General features: G+C 66.5%; 9 protein-coding genes. 5 read left to right on the top strand and 4 right to left on the bottom strand.

Translation table 11 applies throughout. The features are described 5' to 3' along the window. Nucleotides 1-576 precede the first annotated feature (576 nt). Entirely contained in the window at nucleotides 577-11,559 is a 10,983-nt protein-coding gene (locus BLR75_RS06055) for a peroxidase family protein (protein ID WP_084314656.1), read from the top strand. 115 nt (nucleotides 11,560-11,674) lie between these two features. Continuing rightward, nucleotides 11,675-12,124, top strand: a complete 450-nt coding sequence (locus BLR75_RS06060; RefSeq protein ID WP_084314657.1) for a PA0061/PA0062 family lipoprotein — start codon at nucleotides 11,675-11,677, stop codon at nucleotides 12,122-12,124. A gap of 10 nt (nucleotides 12,125-12,134) precedes the next feature. Here the strand turns inward: BLR75_RS06060 and BLR75_RS06065 are convergent, their stop codons facing one another. The 3 genes from BLR75_RS06065 to BLR75_RS06075 all read right to left on the bottom strand — a co-directional run bounded on the left by BLR75_RS06065 (nucleotide 12,135) and on the right by BLR75_RS06075 (nucleotide 13,666). Next, complete coding sequence (locus BLR75_RS06065) at nucleotides 12,135-12,362, bottom strand: DUF1161 domain-containing protein (RefSeq protein WP_371858151.1); 228 nt, start codon at nucleotides 12,360-12,362, stop codon at nucleotides 12,135-12,137. A gap of 112 nt (nucleotides 12,363-12,474) precedes the next feature. After that, complete coding sequence (locus tag BLR75_RS06070) at nucleotides 12,475-12,690, bottom strand: dodecin (RefSeq protein WP_084314659.1); 216 nt, start codon at nucleotides 12,688-12,690, stop codon at nucleotides 12,475-12,477. 88 nt (nucleotides 12,691-12,778) lie between these two features. Continuing rightward, a complete protein-coding gene (locus BLR75_RS06075; protein ID WP_084314660.1) occupies nucleotides 12,779-13,666 on the bottom strand; it encodes a LysR family transcriptional regulator in 888 nt (295 codons plus the stop codon). Nucleotides 13,667-13,829: 163 nt separating this feature from the next. On the opposite strand from BLR75_RS06075, the gene trpB reads away from it, so the two are divergent. The 3 genes from trpB to gloA2 all read left to right on the top strand — a co-directional run bounded on the left by trpB (nucleotide 13,830) and on the right by gloA2 (nucleotide 16,315). Then, complete coding sequence (trpB, locus tag BLR75_RS06080) at nucleotides 13,830-15,038, top strand: tryptophan synthase subunit beta (RefSeq protein WP_084314661.1); 1,209 nt, start codon at nucleotides 13,830-13,832, stop codon at nucleotides 15,036-15,038. Beyond that, complete coding sequence (trpA, locus tag BLR75_RS06085) at nucleotides 15,035-15,841, top strand: tryptophan synthase subunit alpha (protein ID WP_084314662.1); 807 nt, start codon at nucleotides 15,035-15,037, stop codon at nucleotides 15,839-15,841. The genes trpB and trpA overlap by 4 nt, the downstream gene beginning before the upstream one ends. Nucleotides 15,842-15,931: 90 nt before the next feature. Then, nucleotides 15,932-16,315: an SMU1112c/YaeR family gloxylase I-like metalloprotein gene (gene gloA2, locus BLR75_RS06090; RefSeq protein ID WP_084314663.1), complete on the top strand. Its 384-nt coding sequence runs from the start codon at nucleotides 15,932-15,934 to the stop codon at nucleotides 16,313-16,315. 90 nt (nucleotides 16,316-16,405) lie between these two features. On the opposite strand, the gene BLR75_RS06095 is transcribed toward gloA2, so the two are convergent. Continuing rightward, a complete protein-coding gene (locus BLR75_RS06095; RefSeq protein ID WP_084314664.1) occupies nucleotides 16,406-17,332 on the bottom strand; it encodes an AraC family transcriptional regulator in 927 nt (308 codons plus the stop codon). Between the last annotated feature and the right edge of the window lie 49 nt (nucleotides 17,333-17,381).

The raw sequence follows: 17,381 nt of genomic DNA on the forward strand, positions 1-17,381 counted from the left end.
GAGAAATTTGACGCTTTTTGTTTCTGAAAATTCTTTATTTACAGCAACTTATCTATATTTTTTCCGTTCGTCGCATAGTTTGCCGGCATCTTGACACTGTTTCACCGGAGAACTTTATTCATAGCGAAGGCGATGTCCCGCAGGGAGAGCGTAGTGTTCAGGCCTCCCCCCATCCAGCGAAAGCGCTGTCGGTTCGACATCACCCTCACAAGATGAACCTGTCCAGGCGTCGCCCAACGGAGCAACACGCCACGGAAAGCGATAGCTGAGGTCAGTCCCGCCAGGGAGATCAAGATGCGCAACGCCTCGCCCAACTGGCAAAAGAAGCTGCACTCCCACGAGCACTTCTTCACGTCCAGGTTCCACGGACCGCCGGGCCGCTGATCCGGCCCGCCACGCGCCAGGGATAAGACGCCAGCCCAATTGAACGCCTGCCGTTCACGACAGGTGCCGGACCTCGTCTTGCCGTTCGCCGGCCGCCCACGATCACCAACTACATGCCGCCGCTCAGGCCGTGCTCGCGTAGCACGGCCGGGGCCGTGTCTTACGTGCACAGTCGAAGAGGCAAAAAACAAAATGGCCAACTTCATCAAGTCCGACCTCGAATTCATCCTGCAGCAGATCTTCATCGCCGAGGCCCACGCGAATGGAGAGGATCTCGCCAACCTGCTGCCCAACGCCCAGGTGCCCTTCGGCCTGCGCACGGTAGATGGCAGCTACAACAACCTGCTCGACGGACAGAGCGCCTTCGGCGCCGCCGACGGCCTGTTCCCGCGCCTGCTGGACCCGGTGTTCCGGCCGGCGGAGGGCGGCACCTCCTATGCGGGCTCCGGCTCGGTGGTCGACTCGCAGCCGCGCACCATCAGCAACCTGATTGTTGACCAGACCGCCAATAATCCGGCGGCGGTAGAAGCCAATGGTGGCGCACCGAGCATCACCAGCCCCGGCCTCGACGGCATATTCGGCACCGCCGACGACCGCCAGGTGTTCTTCATCCCCAACGAGTCGCCCGACGAGGGCCTGAGCGCAGGCTTCAACGCGTGGATGACCTTCTTCGGCCAGTTCTTCGACCACGGCCTCGACCTGGTGACCAAGAGCGGCACCGAAGTGGTGTTCATACCGCTGCAGGCGGACGATCCGCTGGTGGCCGGCGCCGACGGCCAGTTCGGCACGGCCGACGACCTGGCGCCGAACCTGCGCTTCATGGTGGTTTCCCGCGCCACCAACCAGCCCGGCCCCGACGGCCAGCTCGGCACCGCCGACGACGTCCACGAGCACACCAACACCACCTCGCCCTTCGTCGACCAGAACCAGACCTACAGCTCGCACCCGTCGCACCAGGTGTTCCTGCGCGAATACGTGCTCGACGCCAACGGCCAGCCAGTGGCCACCGGGCGCCTGATCACCAACCGCGACCCCGGCCTGGACGGCCAGTACTACACCGATGACGACCAGCCGATCGGCGGCATGGCCACCTGGGCGGTGGTCAAGGCGCAGGCGCAGAAAATCCTCGGCATCAACCTGACCGATGCCGACGTGTTCAACGTGCCGCTGCTGGCCACCGATGCCTATGGCAACTTCGTCAAGGGCGACAACGGCTTCCCGCTGGTGGTGATGAGCGACAACTCGCTGGTCGAAGGCAACCTGGCCGCGCCGGTCAGCCTGGCCAACGCCGTGCACACCGGCCACGCCTTCCTCGATGACATCGCCCACAGCGCCACGCCCACCGCCGGCCTGACCGCCGACCTCGACGACGTGGCGGGCAACGCCCCGGCAGCCGGCACCTACGACAACGAGCTGCTCGACGCGCACTACATCGCCGGCGACGGCCGGGTCAACGAGAACATCGGCCTGACCACCGTGCACCATGTGTTCCACGCCGAGCACAACCGCCTGGTCGAGCAGTCCAAGGAGACCATCCTCGCCTCCAACGACCTGGCCTTCATCAACCAGTGGCTGCTGGAGCCGATCGACTCGCTGGCGGACCTCGGTGGCCCGCTGGTGTGGAACGGCGAACGCCTGTTCCAGGCCGCCAAGTTCGGCACCGAGATGCAGTACCAGCACCTGGTGTTCGAGGAATTCGCCCGCACCATCCAGCCGCAGATCGACGAGTTCCTCGCGCCGACCGGCTATGACACCACCATCGATCCGTCGATCGTCGCCGAGTTCGCCCATACGGTGTACCGCTTCGGCCACTCGATGCTGACCGAGACGGTCGACCGCTACGATGCCGACTTCAACGTGATCGGCGCCGACCCGAACAACCCGGACCAGCAGATGGGCCTGATCGCGGCCTTCCTCAACCCGCTGGCCTTCGCCGCCAGCGGCCCGACGCCGGAAGAGGCGGCCGGCGCCATCGTGCGCGGCCTGACCCGCCAGCTCGGCAACGAGATCGACGAATTCGTCACCGAGGCGCTGCGCAACAACCTGCTCGGCCTGCCGCTCGACCTGCCGGCGATCAACATCGCCCGCGGCCGCGATGCCGGCATCCCCTCGCTGAACCAGGCGCGCCGCGAGTTCTTCGAGATGACCGGCGACAACCAGCTCAAGCCGTACCTGAGCTGGGCCGACTTCGCCGCCCACCTCAAGCATCCGGCGTCGCTGATCAACTTCATCGCCGCCTATGGCACGCACGATTCCATCACCGGCGCGACCACCCTGGAAGGCAAGCGCGCCGCGGCAGTGCTGCTGGTGCTGGGCGGCACCGGCGAGCCCGGCGATCGCCTCGACTTCCTCAACAGCACCGGTGCCTGGGCCAGCGGCGCCAACGGCGCCACCATCACCGGCCTGGATGCGGTGGACTTCTGGATCGGCGGCCTGGCCGAAGCCAAGATGCCGTTCGGCGGCATGCTCGGCTCGAGCTTCAACTTCGTCTTCGAGACCCAGCTGGAAGCCCTGCAGAACGGCGACCGCTTCTACTACCTGTCCCGCACCGCCGGGATGAACTTCGGCACCGAGCTGGAGAACAACTCGTTCGCCAAGATGGTGATGCTGCACACCGACGCGATCCACCTGTCGAACACCATCTTCCAGACCCCGACCTTCACCCTGGAGGTCGACCAGAGCCGGCAGTTCAATGCCGGCCTGGACGGCGACGATCCCACCGGCGGCATCACCATCAACGGCGTCGAAGTCACGCCGCTGGTCATCCGCGACAACCCGGAAACCGCCGGCCCCGACGGCAACTACCTGCGCTACACCGGCGGCGACCACGTGGTGATGGGCGGCACGGACGGCGACGACGTGATCGTCTCCGGCGCCGGCGACGACACCGTCTGGGGCGACGCCGGCAACGACCGTCTGGAGGGCGGCGCCGGCAACGACGCGGTGCTCGGCGGCGACGGCGACGACATCATCAGCGACATGTTCGGCGACAACCGCCTGGAAGGCGGCGCCGGCAACGACGTGATCGTGGTCGGCAGCATGGAGGCCGGCGGCGCCGGCAACCTGATCCTCGGCGGCGACGGCCAGGACTTCATCATCATCACCGAGGACATCTCCACCACCTTCGGCGGCCAGGGCGACGACTTCATCCTCAGCCCGAAGACCAGCCTGCCGCCCACCGGCAACGAGGGCGACGACTGGATCGAGATGGGCACCCAGGACGGCGCCCCCGGCGACAACTTCGCCCCGCTGCTGACCGACGAGGTCAACGGTAACGACATCTTCGTCGGCGGCCCCGGCTTCGACGAAATGATCGGCGAGGGCGGCGACGACATCTTCGTCGGCAGCGATGCCCAGGACAAGATGGAAGGCATGTCCGGCTTCGACTGGGTCACCCACAAGAACGACAAGGTCGGCGTCACCGTCGACCTGACCCTGGCCGTCCTGGCGCAGCCGCACGGCAACCTGCCGACCGAGAACAACGGCATCTTCCAGCCGGTCGGCGCCTCGCCGGCGTCGATCCTCGACCGCTTCGACGAAGTGGAAGGTGCATCCGGCTCGCGCTTCGGCGACATCATCCGCGGCGACAACGTCAATGCCGAGACCATCCTCAACCACGGCGGCGCCACCGGCAGCGCGCTGACCAACGTCGACCTGATCGACGGCCTGCGCGAATTGCTGCAAGAGGCGGGACTGCCCACCAACGGCTTCGCCACCGGCAACATCCTCCTCGGCGGCGACGGCAGCGATATCATCGAGGGCCGTGGCGGCGACGACCTGATCGACGGCGACAAGTGGCTGAACGTGCGCATCGCCGTCTATGCCGCTGATGACGTCGACCATACCGGCCCCGAGATCGACAGCTTCAACAGCATGACCGAGATGATCCCGCTCATGCTCGCCGGCACCTACAGCCCCGGCCAACTGAAGGCCGTGCGTGAAATCCTGCCGGGTACATCGACCGGCGGCGCGGCCTACGATACCGCGGTGTTCTCCGGCAACCGCGTCGACTACACCATCGAAGACCGCGGCAACGGCGTGTTCAGGGTCACCGACAACGTCGGCGACGACGGCAGCGATACCCTGGTGAACATCGAGCGGCTGCAGTTCTCCGACCAGACCGTGGAACTGGCCGGCGGCAACGCCTCGCCGACCGGCCGGCCGACCCTCTCCGACTCGACGGGCGGCCAGGTGTCGGTGGGCGACATGCTCACCGTGTCGATGGCCGGCGTGCAGGACGCCGACAACGTCACCGGCAGCAACCCGAACGGCAACGTCAGCGCCAACAGCTCGGTGAGCTTCATCTGGCAGGTGGAAAGGGACCCGGGCACCGGCGTGTTCGAGGACATCATCCTGCTGCCGGCCGGCGACCTGGCCTTCCAGAGCGCCGATGGCAGCAAGTTCCGCGTGACCTCCGACCTCGCCGGCCTGAACCTGCGGGTCAAGGCGCTCTACCAGGATGGCCATGGCACCACCGAGATGGTCTTCTCGCAACCCACCGGCACGGTGCAGGGAAGCGGGGACGACACGCCGGTGGCGCATACCCCGGTGGTCGACGGCACCACCAGCGGCGTGGGCTTCCAGATGGTCCGCTCCGACCTCAACTTCATCCTCGACCAGATCAGGATCGCCGAAGCCCACGCCCGCGGCGAGGACATGCTGTCCCTGCTGCCGAACATCCGCGTGCCCTTCGGCCTGCGCACGGTGGACGGTTCGTCCAACAACCTGTTCCAGCAGAACGGCATCGACAACACCGAGTTCGGCGCGGCCGACAATACCTTCCCGCGGATCGTCGATCCGGACTTCCGTGATGCCGAGAACGGTTCTTCCTATACGCAGACCAGCGGCCTCGTCTTCGACTCGCAGCCGCGCACCATCAGCAACCTGCTGGTCGACCAGACGGCCAACAACCCGGCCGCCTACGCCAGCGCCTACGACCCCGGGACGGACGGCATCCTCAACTTCGGCACGCCGGGTAACGACGACGTGCTCAAGGAGGGCGTGCAGATCGTCAAGAGCCCGGGCCTGGACGGCCAGTTCGGCACCGGCGACGACAAGGACGTGTTCCTGTTCCCGAACGTCGCGCCTGACGAAGGCCTGTCGGCACCGTTCAACGCCTGGATGACCTTCTTCGGCCAGTTCTTCGACCACGGTCTCGACCTGGTCACCAAGGGCGGTTCCGGCACCGTGTTCATCCAGCTGCAGCCGGACGATCCGCTGTTCGTGGAAGGCTCGCCCACCAACTTCATGGTGCTGACCCGCGCCACCAACCAGCCCGGACCTGACGGCCAGCTCGGCACCGCGGACGATGTCCACGAGCACACCAACACCACCTCGCCCTTCGTCGACCAGAACCAGACCTACAGCTCGCACCCGTCGCACCAGGTGTTCCTGCGCGAGTACGTGATGACCGACAACGGGCCGATCGCCACCGGACACCTGATCACCAACCGCGACCCCGGCCTGGACGGCCAGTACTACACCGGCGACGACGTGCCGATCGGCGGCATGGCCACCTGGGCAGTGGTCAAGGCCCAGGCCCGCGAACTCCTCGGCATCGACCTGACCGACGCCGACGTGTTCAACGTGCCGCTGCTGGCCACCGACGCCTACGGTAACTTCATCAAGGGCGACAACGGTTTCCCGCAGGTGGTGATGAATGGCAACACGCTGGTCGAAGGCAACCCCGATGCGCCGGTCAGCCTGGCCAACGCCGTACGCACCGGCCATGCCTTCCTCGACGACATCGCCCACAACGCCGTGCCGGTGATCACCGGGGGCGTGCTGCAGGCCGACGCCGATACCGACATCGGCAACGCCGTGCCGGTGGGCCCCGGCGGCAACAACCTGCAGTACGACAACGAACTGCTCGACGCGCACTACATCGCCGGTGACGGCCGGGTCAACGAGAACATCGGCCTGACCACGGTGCACCACGTGTTCCACGCCGAGCACAACCGCCTGGTCGCGCAGACCAAGCAGACCGTCATCGAATCGGGCGACCTGGACTTCATCAACGAATGGCTGCTGCAACCGATCACCTCGGTGCCGCAGACCCAGCAGGAGGTCGATGCACTGGTGTGGAACGGCGAGCGGCTGTTCCAGACGGCCAAGTTCGGCACCGAGATGCAGTACCAGCACCTGGTGTTCGAGGAGTTCGCCCGCACCATCCAGCCGAACATCGACCTGTTCTTCGCGCCGACCCAGGTCTACGACGTCGACCTGGACGCCTCGATCGTCGCCGAGTTCGCCCACACGGTGTACCGCTTCGGCCACTCGATGCTGACCGAGACGGTCGACCGCTACGACGCCAACTTCAACGTGGTGGGCGACGGTAACCCGAACGAAGCGGGCAACCAGCAGATGGGCCTGATCGCGGCCTTCCTCAACCCGCTGGCCTTCGCCGCCAGTGGCGCCAATCCGGACGACGCCGCCGGCGCCATCGTGCGCGGGGTGACCCGCCAGACCGGCAACGAGATCGACGAGTTCGTCACCGAGGCGCTGCGCAACAACCTGCTCGGCCTGCCGCTCGACCTCGCGGCGATCAACATCGCCCGCGGCCGCGACACCGGCGTGCCGACGCTGAACGCCGTGCGCCGGGAGATCTACAGCCAGACTGGCGACGCACAGCTCAAGCCGTACCTGAGCTGGGCCGACCTGGTGCTGCACCTGAAGCATCCGGAGTCGCTGATCAACTTCGTCGCCGCCTACGGCACGCACGATTCCATCACCAGCGCGACCACTCTGTTGGACAAACGCGCCGCGGCGCTGCTGCTGGTACTGGGCGGGACGGGCGAACCGGCTGACCGGCTGGACTTCCTCAACGGCACCGGTGCCTGGGCCAGCGTGAACGGCATCACCACCACCGGCGTGGATGCCATCGACCTGTGGATCGGCGGCCTGGCCGAAGCGAAGACGCCGTTCGGCGGCATGCTCGGCTCGACCTTCAACTTCGTGTTCGAGAACCAGCTGGAGAAACTGCAGGACGGCGACCGCTTCTACTACCTGGAGCGCACTGCCGGCCTGTCGATGAACGCCGAGCTGGAAAGCAACTCGTTCGCCAAGATGATCATGGCCAACACCAACGCCATCCACCTACCGGGCCTGGTGTTCTCGACCCCGAGCTGGACCCTGGAAGTCGACCAGAGCCGGCAGTACACCGGCCTGGGCACCGGCCGCGACGACCCGGATGGCGTGAGCCGCGACAACCCGGAAACCGCCGGCCCGGACAGCAACTTCCTGCAGTACTCCGGCGGCGAACACGTGGTGCTCGGCGGTACCGAGGGCGTCGATATCCTCATCGCCGGCGATGGCGACGACACCATCTGGGGCGATGGCGGCAACGACATCATCGAGGGTGGCAACGGCAACGACCAGATCCGTGGCGGTGCCGGCGACGACATCATCACCGACATCGGCGGCGACGATAACATCCAGGGCGGCGACGGCAACGACGTCATCCACGGCGGCAACGGCATCAACCTGGTGATGGGCGGCTTCGGCAACGACTTCATCGTCACCGGCGAGGACGCCTCGGAGGCCATCGGCGGCCAGGGCAACGACTTCATCCTGGGCAGCAAGGCCAACGAACAGGACATGGGCAACGAAGGCGACGACTGGATCGAGAAGGGCACCTCGGACGGCGCCCCCGGCGACAACTTCGATCCGCTCGGCAACGACCCGGTCATCGGCAACGATGTCTATATCGGCGGCGGCGAGAACGACAAGTTCAACGGCGAAGGCGGCGACGACATCATGGTCGGCAGTGCCGGCATGGGCAACCGCTACATCGGCAGCTCCGGTTTCGACTGGGCGACCTTCAAGGACGATGCGCGCGGCGTCACCATCGACATGAGCGACCGCTTCTTCAACGTACCGCCGCAACCCGGCTCGGGCGCCTCGGTACTGGCGCGCTTCGACGCGGTGGAAGGCCTGTCCGGTTCGCACCGCGGCGACTTCCTGCGCGGCGACAGCGTCGATGCGGCCGCGATCCGCACCGCCGGTGCCTACGGCAGCGTGCTGACCAACATCGACCTGATCGACGGCCTGCGCGAGTTCCTCGGCGAAGGGGTGGAGTTCTTCGACAGCGGCAACATCATCCTCGGCGGCGATGGCGGCGACCTGCTCGAAGGCCGCGGCGGCGACGACCTGATCGATGGCGACAAGTGGCTGAACGTGCGTATCGCCGTCTATGCCGCTGATGATGTCGACCATAGCGGCCCCGAAATCGACAGCTTCGACAGCATGGAGCCGATGATCCCGTTCATGCTCGATGGCACCTACAGCGCGGGACAACTGGGGATCGTCCGGGAAATCCTCGACGCCACGACTCCCGGCTATGACACCGCGGTGTTCACCGGTCTCAGCACCGACTACACCATCGAGATCGATGACAACGGCACCTTCGATGACACCAGCGATGACATCGTCAGGGTGACCGACAACATCGTCGGACGCGATGGCAGCGACCGCCTGACCGGCATCGAGCGCCTGCAGTTCTCGGATACCGCCTTCGACCTGACCGGCGGCACCGGCAACCAGGGACCGACCGGCGGGCTGGCGATCATCGACGCCCTCACCGGCCAGCGTGACGACACCCCGGTGGTCGGCCAGCTGCTGCGGGTTTCCGCCACTCCGGCGCACGACGCGGACAACGTCAGCGCCGGCAACCCGACCGGCACCATCACCGGACCGGTGAGCTACTTCTGGCAGGTCGAGACCGTTCCCGGCTCGGGCGTCTACGAAGACATCAGCTTCTTCGACGCCGGTGAAGCGTCCTGGGCGCTGGGCGAGACCTTCCGCGTCACCGAGGATGTGGCCGGACTGAACATCCGCGTGCGGGCGGTGTACAAGGATGCCAACGGCACCCTGGAGTTCCTCCACTCGGTCGGCAACCAGGAACCCAACGGCGAGCCGACCATCGACATCGGCTTCGGAGTACCGGTGGTAGGGCAGGTGCTGACCGCGTCGATCGCCGGCCTCAGCGATCCGGACGGCTTCAATCCCGCGACGGTCACCCTGCAGTGGCAGGTGCTCGATGACGACCTGGAGTTCGTCGACATCGGCGGCGCCACCGGTGCGCAGTTCACCGTCACCCAGGACCAGGTCGGCCGGCAGGTCCGCGTGGTGGCCAACTTCGTCGACAACTTCGGCACCGCGGAAAGCGCGGCGTCGCTGCCGACCCAGCAGGTCGATGCCGATCCCACCGGCGCGCCGGTCATCGAAGGCCTGGCGGCACAGGGCCAGTCGCTGACCGCCGACACCAGTGGTATCGACGACGCCGACTTCATCTTCAGCGACTTCAGCTTCCAATGGCAGCAGAGCAGCGACGGGGTGAACTTCACCAACATCGCCGGGGCGAACGGAGCAACCCTGGCCCTCGGCCAGGCCAATGTCGGCAGACAGGTCCAGGTGGTGGTCAGCTATACCGATGGCCTGGGCATCGTCGAAACCGTGACCTCCACCCCGACCGTGGCGGTGGCGAACGTCAATGACGCGCCCACCGGCGCACCGACGGTCACCGGCACGGCGCGGCGAGGCCAGACGCTGACCGCGCAGACCGCCGGCATCGCCGACATCGATGGGCTGGGCGCTCTCAGCTACCGGTGGCAGGTATCCACGGCCGGCGGCGCCTTCATCGACATCGCGGGTGCGAACGCCGCGGCCTTCGTCCTGCAACAGGGGCAGGTAGGCGAGCGGGTACGGGTGGTGACTACCTTCGTCGATGGCGGCGGGACCGAGGAGACCATCTTCTCCACTCCCACGGAGATAGTCGGGGACGTGCTCAACGGTACGGCGGGCAACGATACCCTGATCGGTAATGTGGGTTCCGACTTGCTCAATGGATTGGGTGGTGACGACGTCCTCATGGGTAAGGCGGGAGCCGATACCATGGCTGGCGGCGTCGGCAACGATACCTATGAGGTAACCGACGCCGGCGACTCGGTGGTCGAACTCGGAGGGGAAGGTGTCGATACCGTGTGGACTACGCTCTCCAGCTACACCCTCGGGAATAACGTGGAACAGCTGGTCTACAGCGGAACAGGCAACTTCACCGGCACCGGCAACACCCTGAACAACTACCTGAGAGGCGGCGCCGGCAACGACGTCCTCATGGGCAAGGCAGGGGCCGACACCATGGTCGGCGGTGCCGGCAACGATACCTATGAGGTAACCGAAGCCGGCGACTCGGTGGTCGAACTCGGAGGGGAAGGTACCGATACCGTGTGGACCACGCTCTCCAGCTACACCCTCGGGAATAACGTGGAACAGCTGGTCTACAGCGGGACGGGCAACTTCAGCGGTACCGGCAACGCCCTGAACAACTACATGAGAGGCGCCGCCGGTAACGACGTCCTCATCGGTGGGGCGGGCAACGACACCATGGTCGGTGGCGCTGGCCATGATACCTATGAGGTAACCGAAGCCGGCGACTCGGTGGTCGAGCTCGGCGGGGAAGGTACCGATACCGTGTGGACCAGACTCTCCAGCCATACCCTCGGGAATAACGTGGAACAGCTGGTCTACAGCGGGACGGGCAACTTCAGCGGTACCGGTAACGCCCTGAACAACTACCTGAAAGGCGCTGGCGGCAACGACGTCTTCATCGGCAGGGCGGGCAACGACACCATGGCCGGTGGCGCCGGCCATGATACCTATGAGGTAACCGACGCCGGCGACTCGGTGGTCGAGCTCGCAGGAGAAGGTACCGATACCGTGTGGACCACACTCTCCAGCTACACCCTCGGGAATAACGTGGAGCAACTGGTCTACAGCGGAACAGGCAACTTCACCGGCACCGGCAACGCCCTGAACAACTACCTGAGAGGCGGCGCCGGCAACGACGTCCTGGATGGTGGCGCCGGCAACGATGTGGTCGTCGGCGGAGCCGGCAACGACACGATGAACGCCAGCCTTGGCGACGACATCTTCGTGTTCAGCGCCGCCGGCTTCGGCGCCGACCGCATCCTCGGCTTCGATGCGATAGCCACCGGTGGCCAGGACCGCCTGGATATTTCCGCTCTCGGCATCACCGCAGCGACCTTCGCCGGCAACGTGCAGATCAATGACGTCGGCAGCGACACGCTGATCAACATTGGCGCCGACTCGATCCGTCTGGTCGGCGTGACCGATGCCACCAGCGTGAACTCGGGAGATTTCATCCTCGCCAGCTGATCATCCATCAACCAGCCAGGGGCACCTTCGGGTGCCCCTTTTCGTCTGGCGGCAAGGCTCGCCCGGACTTCCAGGGGGAGTATGCTGAAAACACCCGAGTCCCCCGGAGACCGCCATGCGCACTCCAGCCCCCATCCTGCTGCTCGCCGCCTTCCTCGGCGCCTGCGCCAGCCCTCTACCCGAACACGACCCGAAAATGGCCTGGGTCGACCTCTACACCACGCCGGCCAATTCCCTGCTCGCCGAACGCCTGGACGGCAAGACGCTGCGCGACGGCCGCTATTTCCAGGTGTCGCCAGGCAAGCACAATCTGCTGGTGCGCTTCCGCTACGAGCTCTCGGGCGGTGGCGGCGGCGGAGGACGGATGGGCATGGGAGATGGTGGCGGCGGAACGGAGCGGACCTGCCTGGTCAGCGTGACCTACGACGAATTCGCCGCCGGCCAGCGCTACCGGCTGGAACTGCGTCCGCAGCTGCAGAGCGCCCTGGCCCTGCTCACCGACCAGAGCGGCAGGCTGGTGGCCAAAACGGACTTCCAGGGACCGGTGGATTGCCTGATCTTCTAGGCCGGCCCGGTCAGCTGCCGTTCTTCTGATAAATGATCTTTTTCGTCCCGCCGTCGCAGCTGCCGACCACCATGTTCGGGTCCGTCACCTCGGCGTTCGGCACGATTTCCAGGGTGTAGGACGTCACCCCGGCGGCCTGGATCTTCGCCTCGATCTCGGCCTTCAGCTCTTCGCACGGCTTGGTGGCCGCCGACACCGGCATCGCCAGCAGGGCGGCCGCAACCGCCAGGACTGCCATTCTGATCGTCATCGCATGCCTCGCCTCCCGCCGCAGCGGATTCGCTTCGTTCCCTGGCAATAGACCACCACCGGGCGTCAGGGTGCCCGGCGGCGAAAGGGCAGGTGGCGGATCAGCTGTTGGCGATACGGAAGCCGACCTTGAGCGTCACCTGGTAGTGCCCGACCGCGCCGTTCTCGATATGTCCGCGGGTGTCGATCACTTCGAACCATTCCATGTTGTGCACCGACTTGGCCGCTTCGGCCAGGGCGTTGCTGATCGCGTCCTCGATGCTGGTGCGGGACGAGCCGACCAGTTCGATCTTCTTGTAGGTGTGGTGATTCGACATGCCTGCATCTCCTCCATGGGGGTGGCGTCGTCGCGGGGTGCTCTATCGACAGTAGTCGAGGGCTGGAGGCGCGGCAAACCGCCAGCGCTCAATGCCGCAGTTCGTTGCGCAGCCATTCCGCGAGGCGCGCGGCGCGACGGTCCGGCAGCCGCTCCGGCACCCACAGCGCCAGCCGTGCGCGGGTCTCGACGAAACCCCAGGGCGCCGCGAGCCGGCCGGCGGCGAGATCGTCGGCGACCAGCGCCTGCGGGGCGATGGCCACACCCAGCCCGGCGACCGCCGCTTCCAGCAGGTAGTAGAGATGCTCGAAGCCCTGGCCGAGACGCAGCGCGGAGGCCTCCAGACCACTCTCCAGCGCCCATTCCGGCCACGCCTGCGGACGCGACGTCGTATGCAGCAGCGCCTCGCCGAGCAGCGCCTGCGGCGGCGCCGAGGACAGCTCGGCGAAGCGCGCATGGCGCGGGCTGAGCACCGGGCCGATGCGCTCGACGGCCAGCTCGAACACCTGCATGTCCGCCGGCCACGGCGGCTCGGCGAACCACAGGGTGGCGTCCAGGCCAGCGCGGCGCGGGTCCAGTTCCTCACTGGCGGAAAGCTGCAGGCGCAGGTCGGGCAGCTCGCGATTGAGTCGGTCCAGCCGCGGGATGAACCAGCGCGCCAGCAGGCTCCCCGGACAGCCGAGAACGAAGGGCGCATTGTCGCCGGACTGCCTGCGCAGCTCGGCGCAGACGCCACGCAGCCGCTCGAAACTGTCGCTGGCCACCTCGCCCAGACGAACGCCGGAATCGGTGAGTTTTACGCCGCGCCCGTCCTTGACGAACAGCGCCAGGCCCAGCTCGTCCTCGAGCTGGCGAACCTGCCGGCTGATCGCCCCGTGGGTGACGCTCAGCTCGTCGGCCGCCGCGCTCATGCTGCCCAGACGGGCGGCAGCCTCGAAGGCGCGCAGGGCATTGAGGGGAGGGAGGTCGCGGCTCATGGCATTTTATCCGTGAGTTTTCCTGACAGGTCACAGCGATCTTATCGCTTTTCTAAGACCTCCCACAGCCGTATTCTCGCTCCATACCTGTAGGAGCGGGCCATGCCCGCGACAATCGCGCCCATGGGGCGCTCCTACACCGAATCCAACAGGAGTGACCCCCATGTCCACACTGCGCAACGGTCCCGACGCCAAAGGCCTGTTCGGCAGCTTCGGCGGCCAGTACGTCGCCGAAACCCTGATGCCGCTGATCCACGACCTGGCCCGCGAATACGAGAACGCCAAGGACGATCCGGCCTTTATCGAGGAGCTGGCCTACTTCCAGCGCGACTACGTCGGCCGCCCGAGCCCGCTGTACTTCGCCGAGCGCCTGACCGAGCACTGCGGCGGCGCGAAGATCTACCTCAAGCGCGAAGAGCTGAACCACACCGGCGCGCACAAGATCAACAACTGCATCGGCCAGATCCTCCTGGCCAAGCGCATGGGCAAGAAGCGCATCATCGCCGAGACCGGCGCCGGCATGCACGGCGTGGCCACCGCTACCGTGGCCGCGCGCTTCGGCATGCAGTGCGTGGTGTACATGGGCACCACCGACATCGACCGCCAGCAGGCCAACGTCTTCCGCATGAAGCTGCTCGGCGCCGAGGTGATCCCGGTCACCGCCGGCACCGGCACCCTCAAGGACGCGATGAACGAAGCCCTGCGCGACTGGGTGACCAACGTCCACGACACCTTCTACCTGATCGGCACCGTGGCCGGCCCGCACCCGTACCCGGCGATGGTCCGCGACTTCCAGGCGGTGATCGGCAAGGAAACCCGCGAGCAGCTGGCCGAGAAGGAAGGGCGCCTGCCCGACTCGCTGGTCGCCTGCATCGGCGGCGGCTCCAACGCCATGGGCCTGTTCCACCCGTTCCTCGATGAGCAGAGCGTGAAGATCGTCGGCGTCGAAGCCGCCGGCCATGGCATCGAAACCGGCAAGCACGCGGCCAGCCTGAACGGCGGCGTGCCCGGCGTGCTGCATGGCAACCGCACCTTCCTGCTGCAGGACGAGGACGGCCAGATCATCGACGCCCACTCGATCTCCGCGGGCCTGGACTACCCCGGCATCGGCCCGGAACACGCATGGCTGCACGACATCGGCCGCGTCGAGTACTGCTCGATCACCGACCACGAGGCGCTGCAAGCCTTCCACACCTGCTGCCGCCTGGAAGGCATCATCCCCGCGCTGGAGTCGTCCCACGCGCTGGCCGAAGCCTTCAAGCGCGCGCCGAACCTGCCGAAGGACCACATCATGGTGGTGAACCTGTCCGGTCGTGGCGACAAGGACATGCAGACCGTCATGCACCACATGCAACAGGAGCCGCAAGCATGAGCCGCCTGCAGACCCGTTTCGCCGAACTGAAACAGCAGAACCGCGCCGCCCTGGTGACCTTCATCACCGCTGGCGATCCGGGCTACTCGACCTCGCTGGACATCCTCAAGGGCCTGCCCGACGCCGGCGCCGACGTGATCGAGCTGGGCATGCCCTTCACCGACCCGATGGCTGACGGCCCGGCGATCCAGCTGGCCAACATCCGCGCCTTGGGCAACGGCCAGAACCTGGCCAGGACCCTGAAGATGGTTCGCGAATTCCGCCAGGACAACACCACCACGCCGCTGGTGCTGATGGGCTACTTCAACCCGATCCACTACTACGGCGTGGACAAGTTCATCGCCGACGCGAAAGACGCCGGCGTCGACGGCCTGATCGTGGTGGACGTGCCGCCGGAGCACAACGAAGACCTCTGCCACCCGGCCCAGGCCGCGGGCATCGACTTCATCCGCCTGACCACCCCGACCACCGACGATGCACGCCTGCCGACCGTCCTCGAAGGCAGCTCCGGCTTCGTCTACTACGTCTCCGTGGCCGGCGTCACCGGCGCCGGCGCGGCGACCCTGGAACACGTCGAAGAAGCCGTCGCCCGCCTGCGCCGCCACACCGACCTGCCGGTCGCCATCGGCTTCGGCATCCGCACCCCGGAACACGCGGCGAACATCGCCCGCCTGGCCGATGGCGTGGTGGTGGGCTCGGCGCTGATCGACAAGATCGCCGACGCGCAAAGCTCCGCCGACGCCGTCGAAGGCGTACTCGGCCTGTGCCGCGAGCTGGCCGAGGGCGTGCGCAACGCGCGTTGAGGGACCCGCACCTGTAGGAGCGCCCCATGGGCGCAATCGCGGGCATGGCCCGCTCCTACAGGGTTTCGATCGCTCCCTGGATCCCACCCCATGAACCTCCACAGCATCCACCACATCGCCCTGATCTGCTCCGACTACCCCCGCTCGAAGCACTTCTACACCGAAGTCCTGGGCCTGCAGGTAATCGCCGAGACCTACCGCGAAGCCCGCGACTCGTGGAAGCTCGACCTGGCCCTCGGCGATGCGCAGCTGGAGCTGTTCTCCTTCCCCGGCGCCCCCAAACGTCCGTCCTATCCCGAAGCCCAGGGTCTGCGCCATCTGGCCTTCGCAGTAGATGATCTGGATGCAGCCATCACCCACCTCGAAGCTCACGGCGTGCGCTGCGAACCGATCCGCGAGGACGAACTGACCGGCAAGCGCTTCACCTTCTTCGCCGATCCGGATGATCTGCCGCTGGAGTTGTACCAGCGCTGACCAATTCTGATCTCGAACCGTGCGCAGGAGCGGGCCATGCCCGCGACCTGCCACGATTTCGCGGGCATGGCCCGCTCCTACAGTCACCGCTCACGCCCGCAAGGCTTCCCCCAACGACTGCCGCAGACTCGCCAGATCCCGCAGCGGCGGCGCGCCGAACAGGCGGCTGTATTCGCGGCTGAACTGCGACGGGCTCTCGTAGCCGACGCGGTGCCCGGCGACCGCCACTTCCAGCCCTTCCGACAGCATCAACCGCCGCGCCTCCTGCAGGCGCAGCTGCTTCTGGTACTGCAGCGGGCTGAGCGCGGTCACTTCCTTGAAGCGGTGGTGCAGGGTGGACGCGCTGAGGTTCACCTCCCGCGCCAGCTCGTCGATGCGCAGCGCCTTGTCGAAGTTGCGGTTGAGCCACTCGATGGCGCGGGTGACGCGATGGGTCTGGCTGTCGGTCATGGCGATGTCGTGCAGCAGGTGGCCCTGCGGCCCACGCAGCAGGCGATAGAGGATTTCGCGGATGTACAGCGGCGCCAGCATGGGGATGTCGCGTGGCGTGTCGAGCAGGCGCATGAGGCGCAGCAGGGCGTCGAGCACGGTGCTGTCCAGGCGCTGCAGATAGAGTCCGCGTCCCGCCGGGCGCGGCGCTGTACCGGCGAGGCCGGCCTCGGCGATCAGCCGGGTCAGGTCGCCGGGATCGATATCCAGGCGCAGCGACAGGTAGGGCCGCTCCGGCGCGGCCTCGACCACCTGACCGGACACCGGCAGGGTCACCGATACCACCAGCAGGTTGAGTTCGTCATAGCGGTATAGCTCCGAGCCCAGGCGCAGCTCCTTGGCGCCCTGGGCGATCACGCACAGCGCCGGGCGATAGAGGGTCGGCATGCGGCCGGGGCTGATGCAATTGCCGCGGGCGAGCACCAGGGATTCGACTGCGGTTTCGTGGAGACCGTCGGCAGGGCAGTGGCGCAGGATGATGTCCGCCAGCTCCTGGCGGCCGACGGCGACGGGATCGGATTGCAGCATGCACGGGACCTCCTGTTGCGGCGTCGGTCAGCTTACTCCCGGCAATGCG

The organism is Pseudomonas jinjuensis (assembly GCF_900103845.1).
GTDB classification, from domain to species: Bacteria; Pseudomonadota; Gammaproteobacteria; order Pseudomonadales; family Pseudomonadaceae; genus Pseudomonas; species Pseudomonas jinjuensis.

Bases quoted from the DNA above. Each gene is read 5' to 3' on its own strand.
- BLR75_RS06055 (WP_084314656.1), top strand. From the start codon at position 577: ATGGCCAACTTCATCAAGTCCGACCTCGAATTCATCCTGCAGCAGATC.
- BLR75_RS06060 (WP_084314657.1), top strand. From the start codon at position 11,675: ATGCGCACTCCAGCCCCCATCCTGCTGCTCGCCGCCTTCCTCGGCGCC.
- BLR75_RS06065 (WP_371858151.1), bottom strand. From the start codon at position 12,362: ATGGCAGTCCTGGCGGTTGCGGCCGCCCTGCTGGCGATGCCGGTGTCG.
- BLR75_RS06070 (WP_084314659.1), bottom strand. From the start codon at position 12,690: ATGTCGAATCACCACACCTACAAGAAGATCGAACTGGTCGGCTCGTCC.
- BLR75_RS06075 (WP_084314660.1), bottom strand. From the start codon at position 13,666: ATGAGCCGCGACCTCCCTCCCCTCAATGCCCTGCGCGCCTTCGAGGCT.
- trpB (WP_084314661.1), top strand. From the start codon at position 13,830: ATGTCCACACTGCGCAACGGTCCCGACGCCAAAGGCCTGTTCGGCAGC.
- trpA (WP_084314662.1), top strand. From the start codon at position 15,035: ATGAGCCGCCTGCAGACCCGTTTCGCCGAACTGAAACAGCAGAACCGC.
- gloA2 (WP_084314663.1), top strand. From the start codon at position 15,932: ATGAACCTCCACAGCATCCACCACATCGCCCTGATCTGCTCCGACTAC.
- BLR75_RS06095 (WP_084314664.1), bottom strand. From the start codon at position 17,332: ATGCTGCAATCCGATCCCGTCGCCGTCGGCCGCCAGGAGCTGGCGGAC.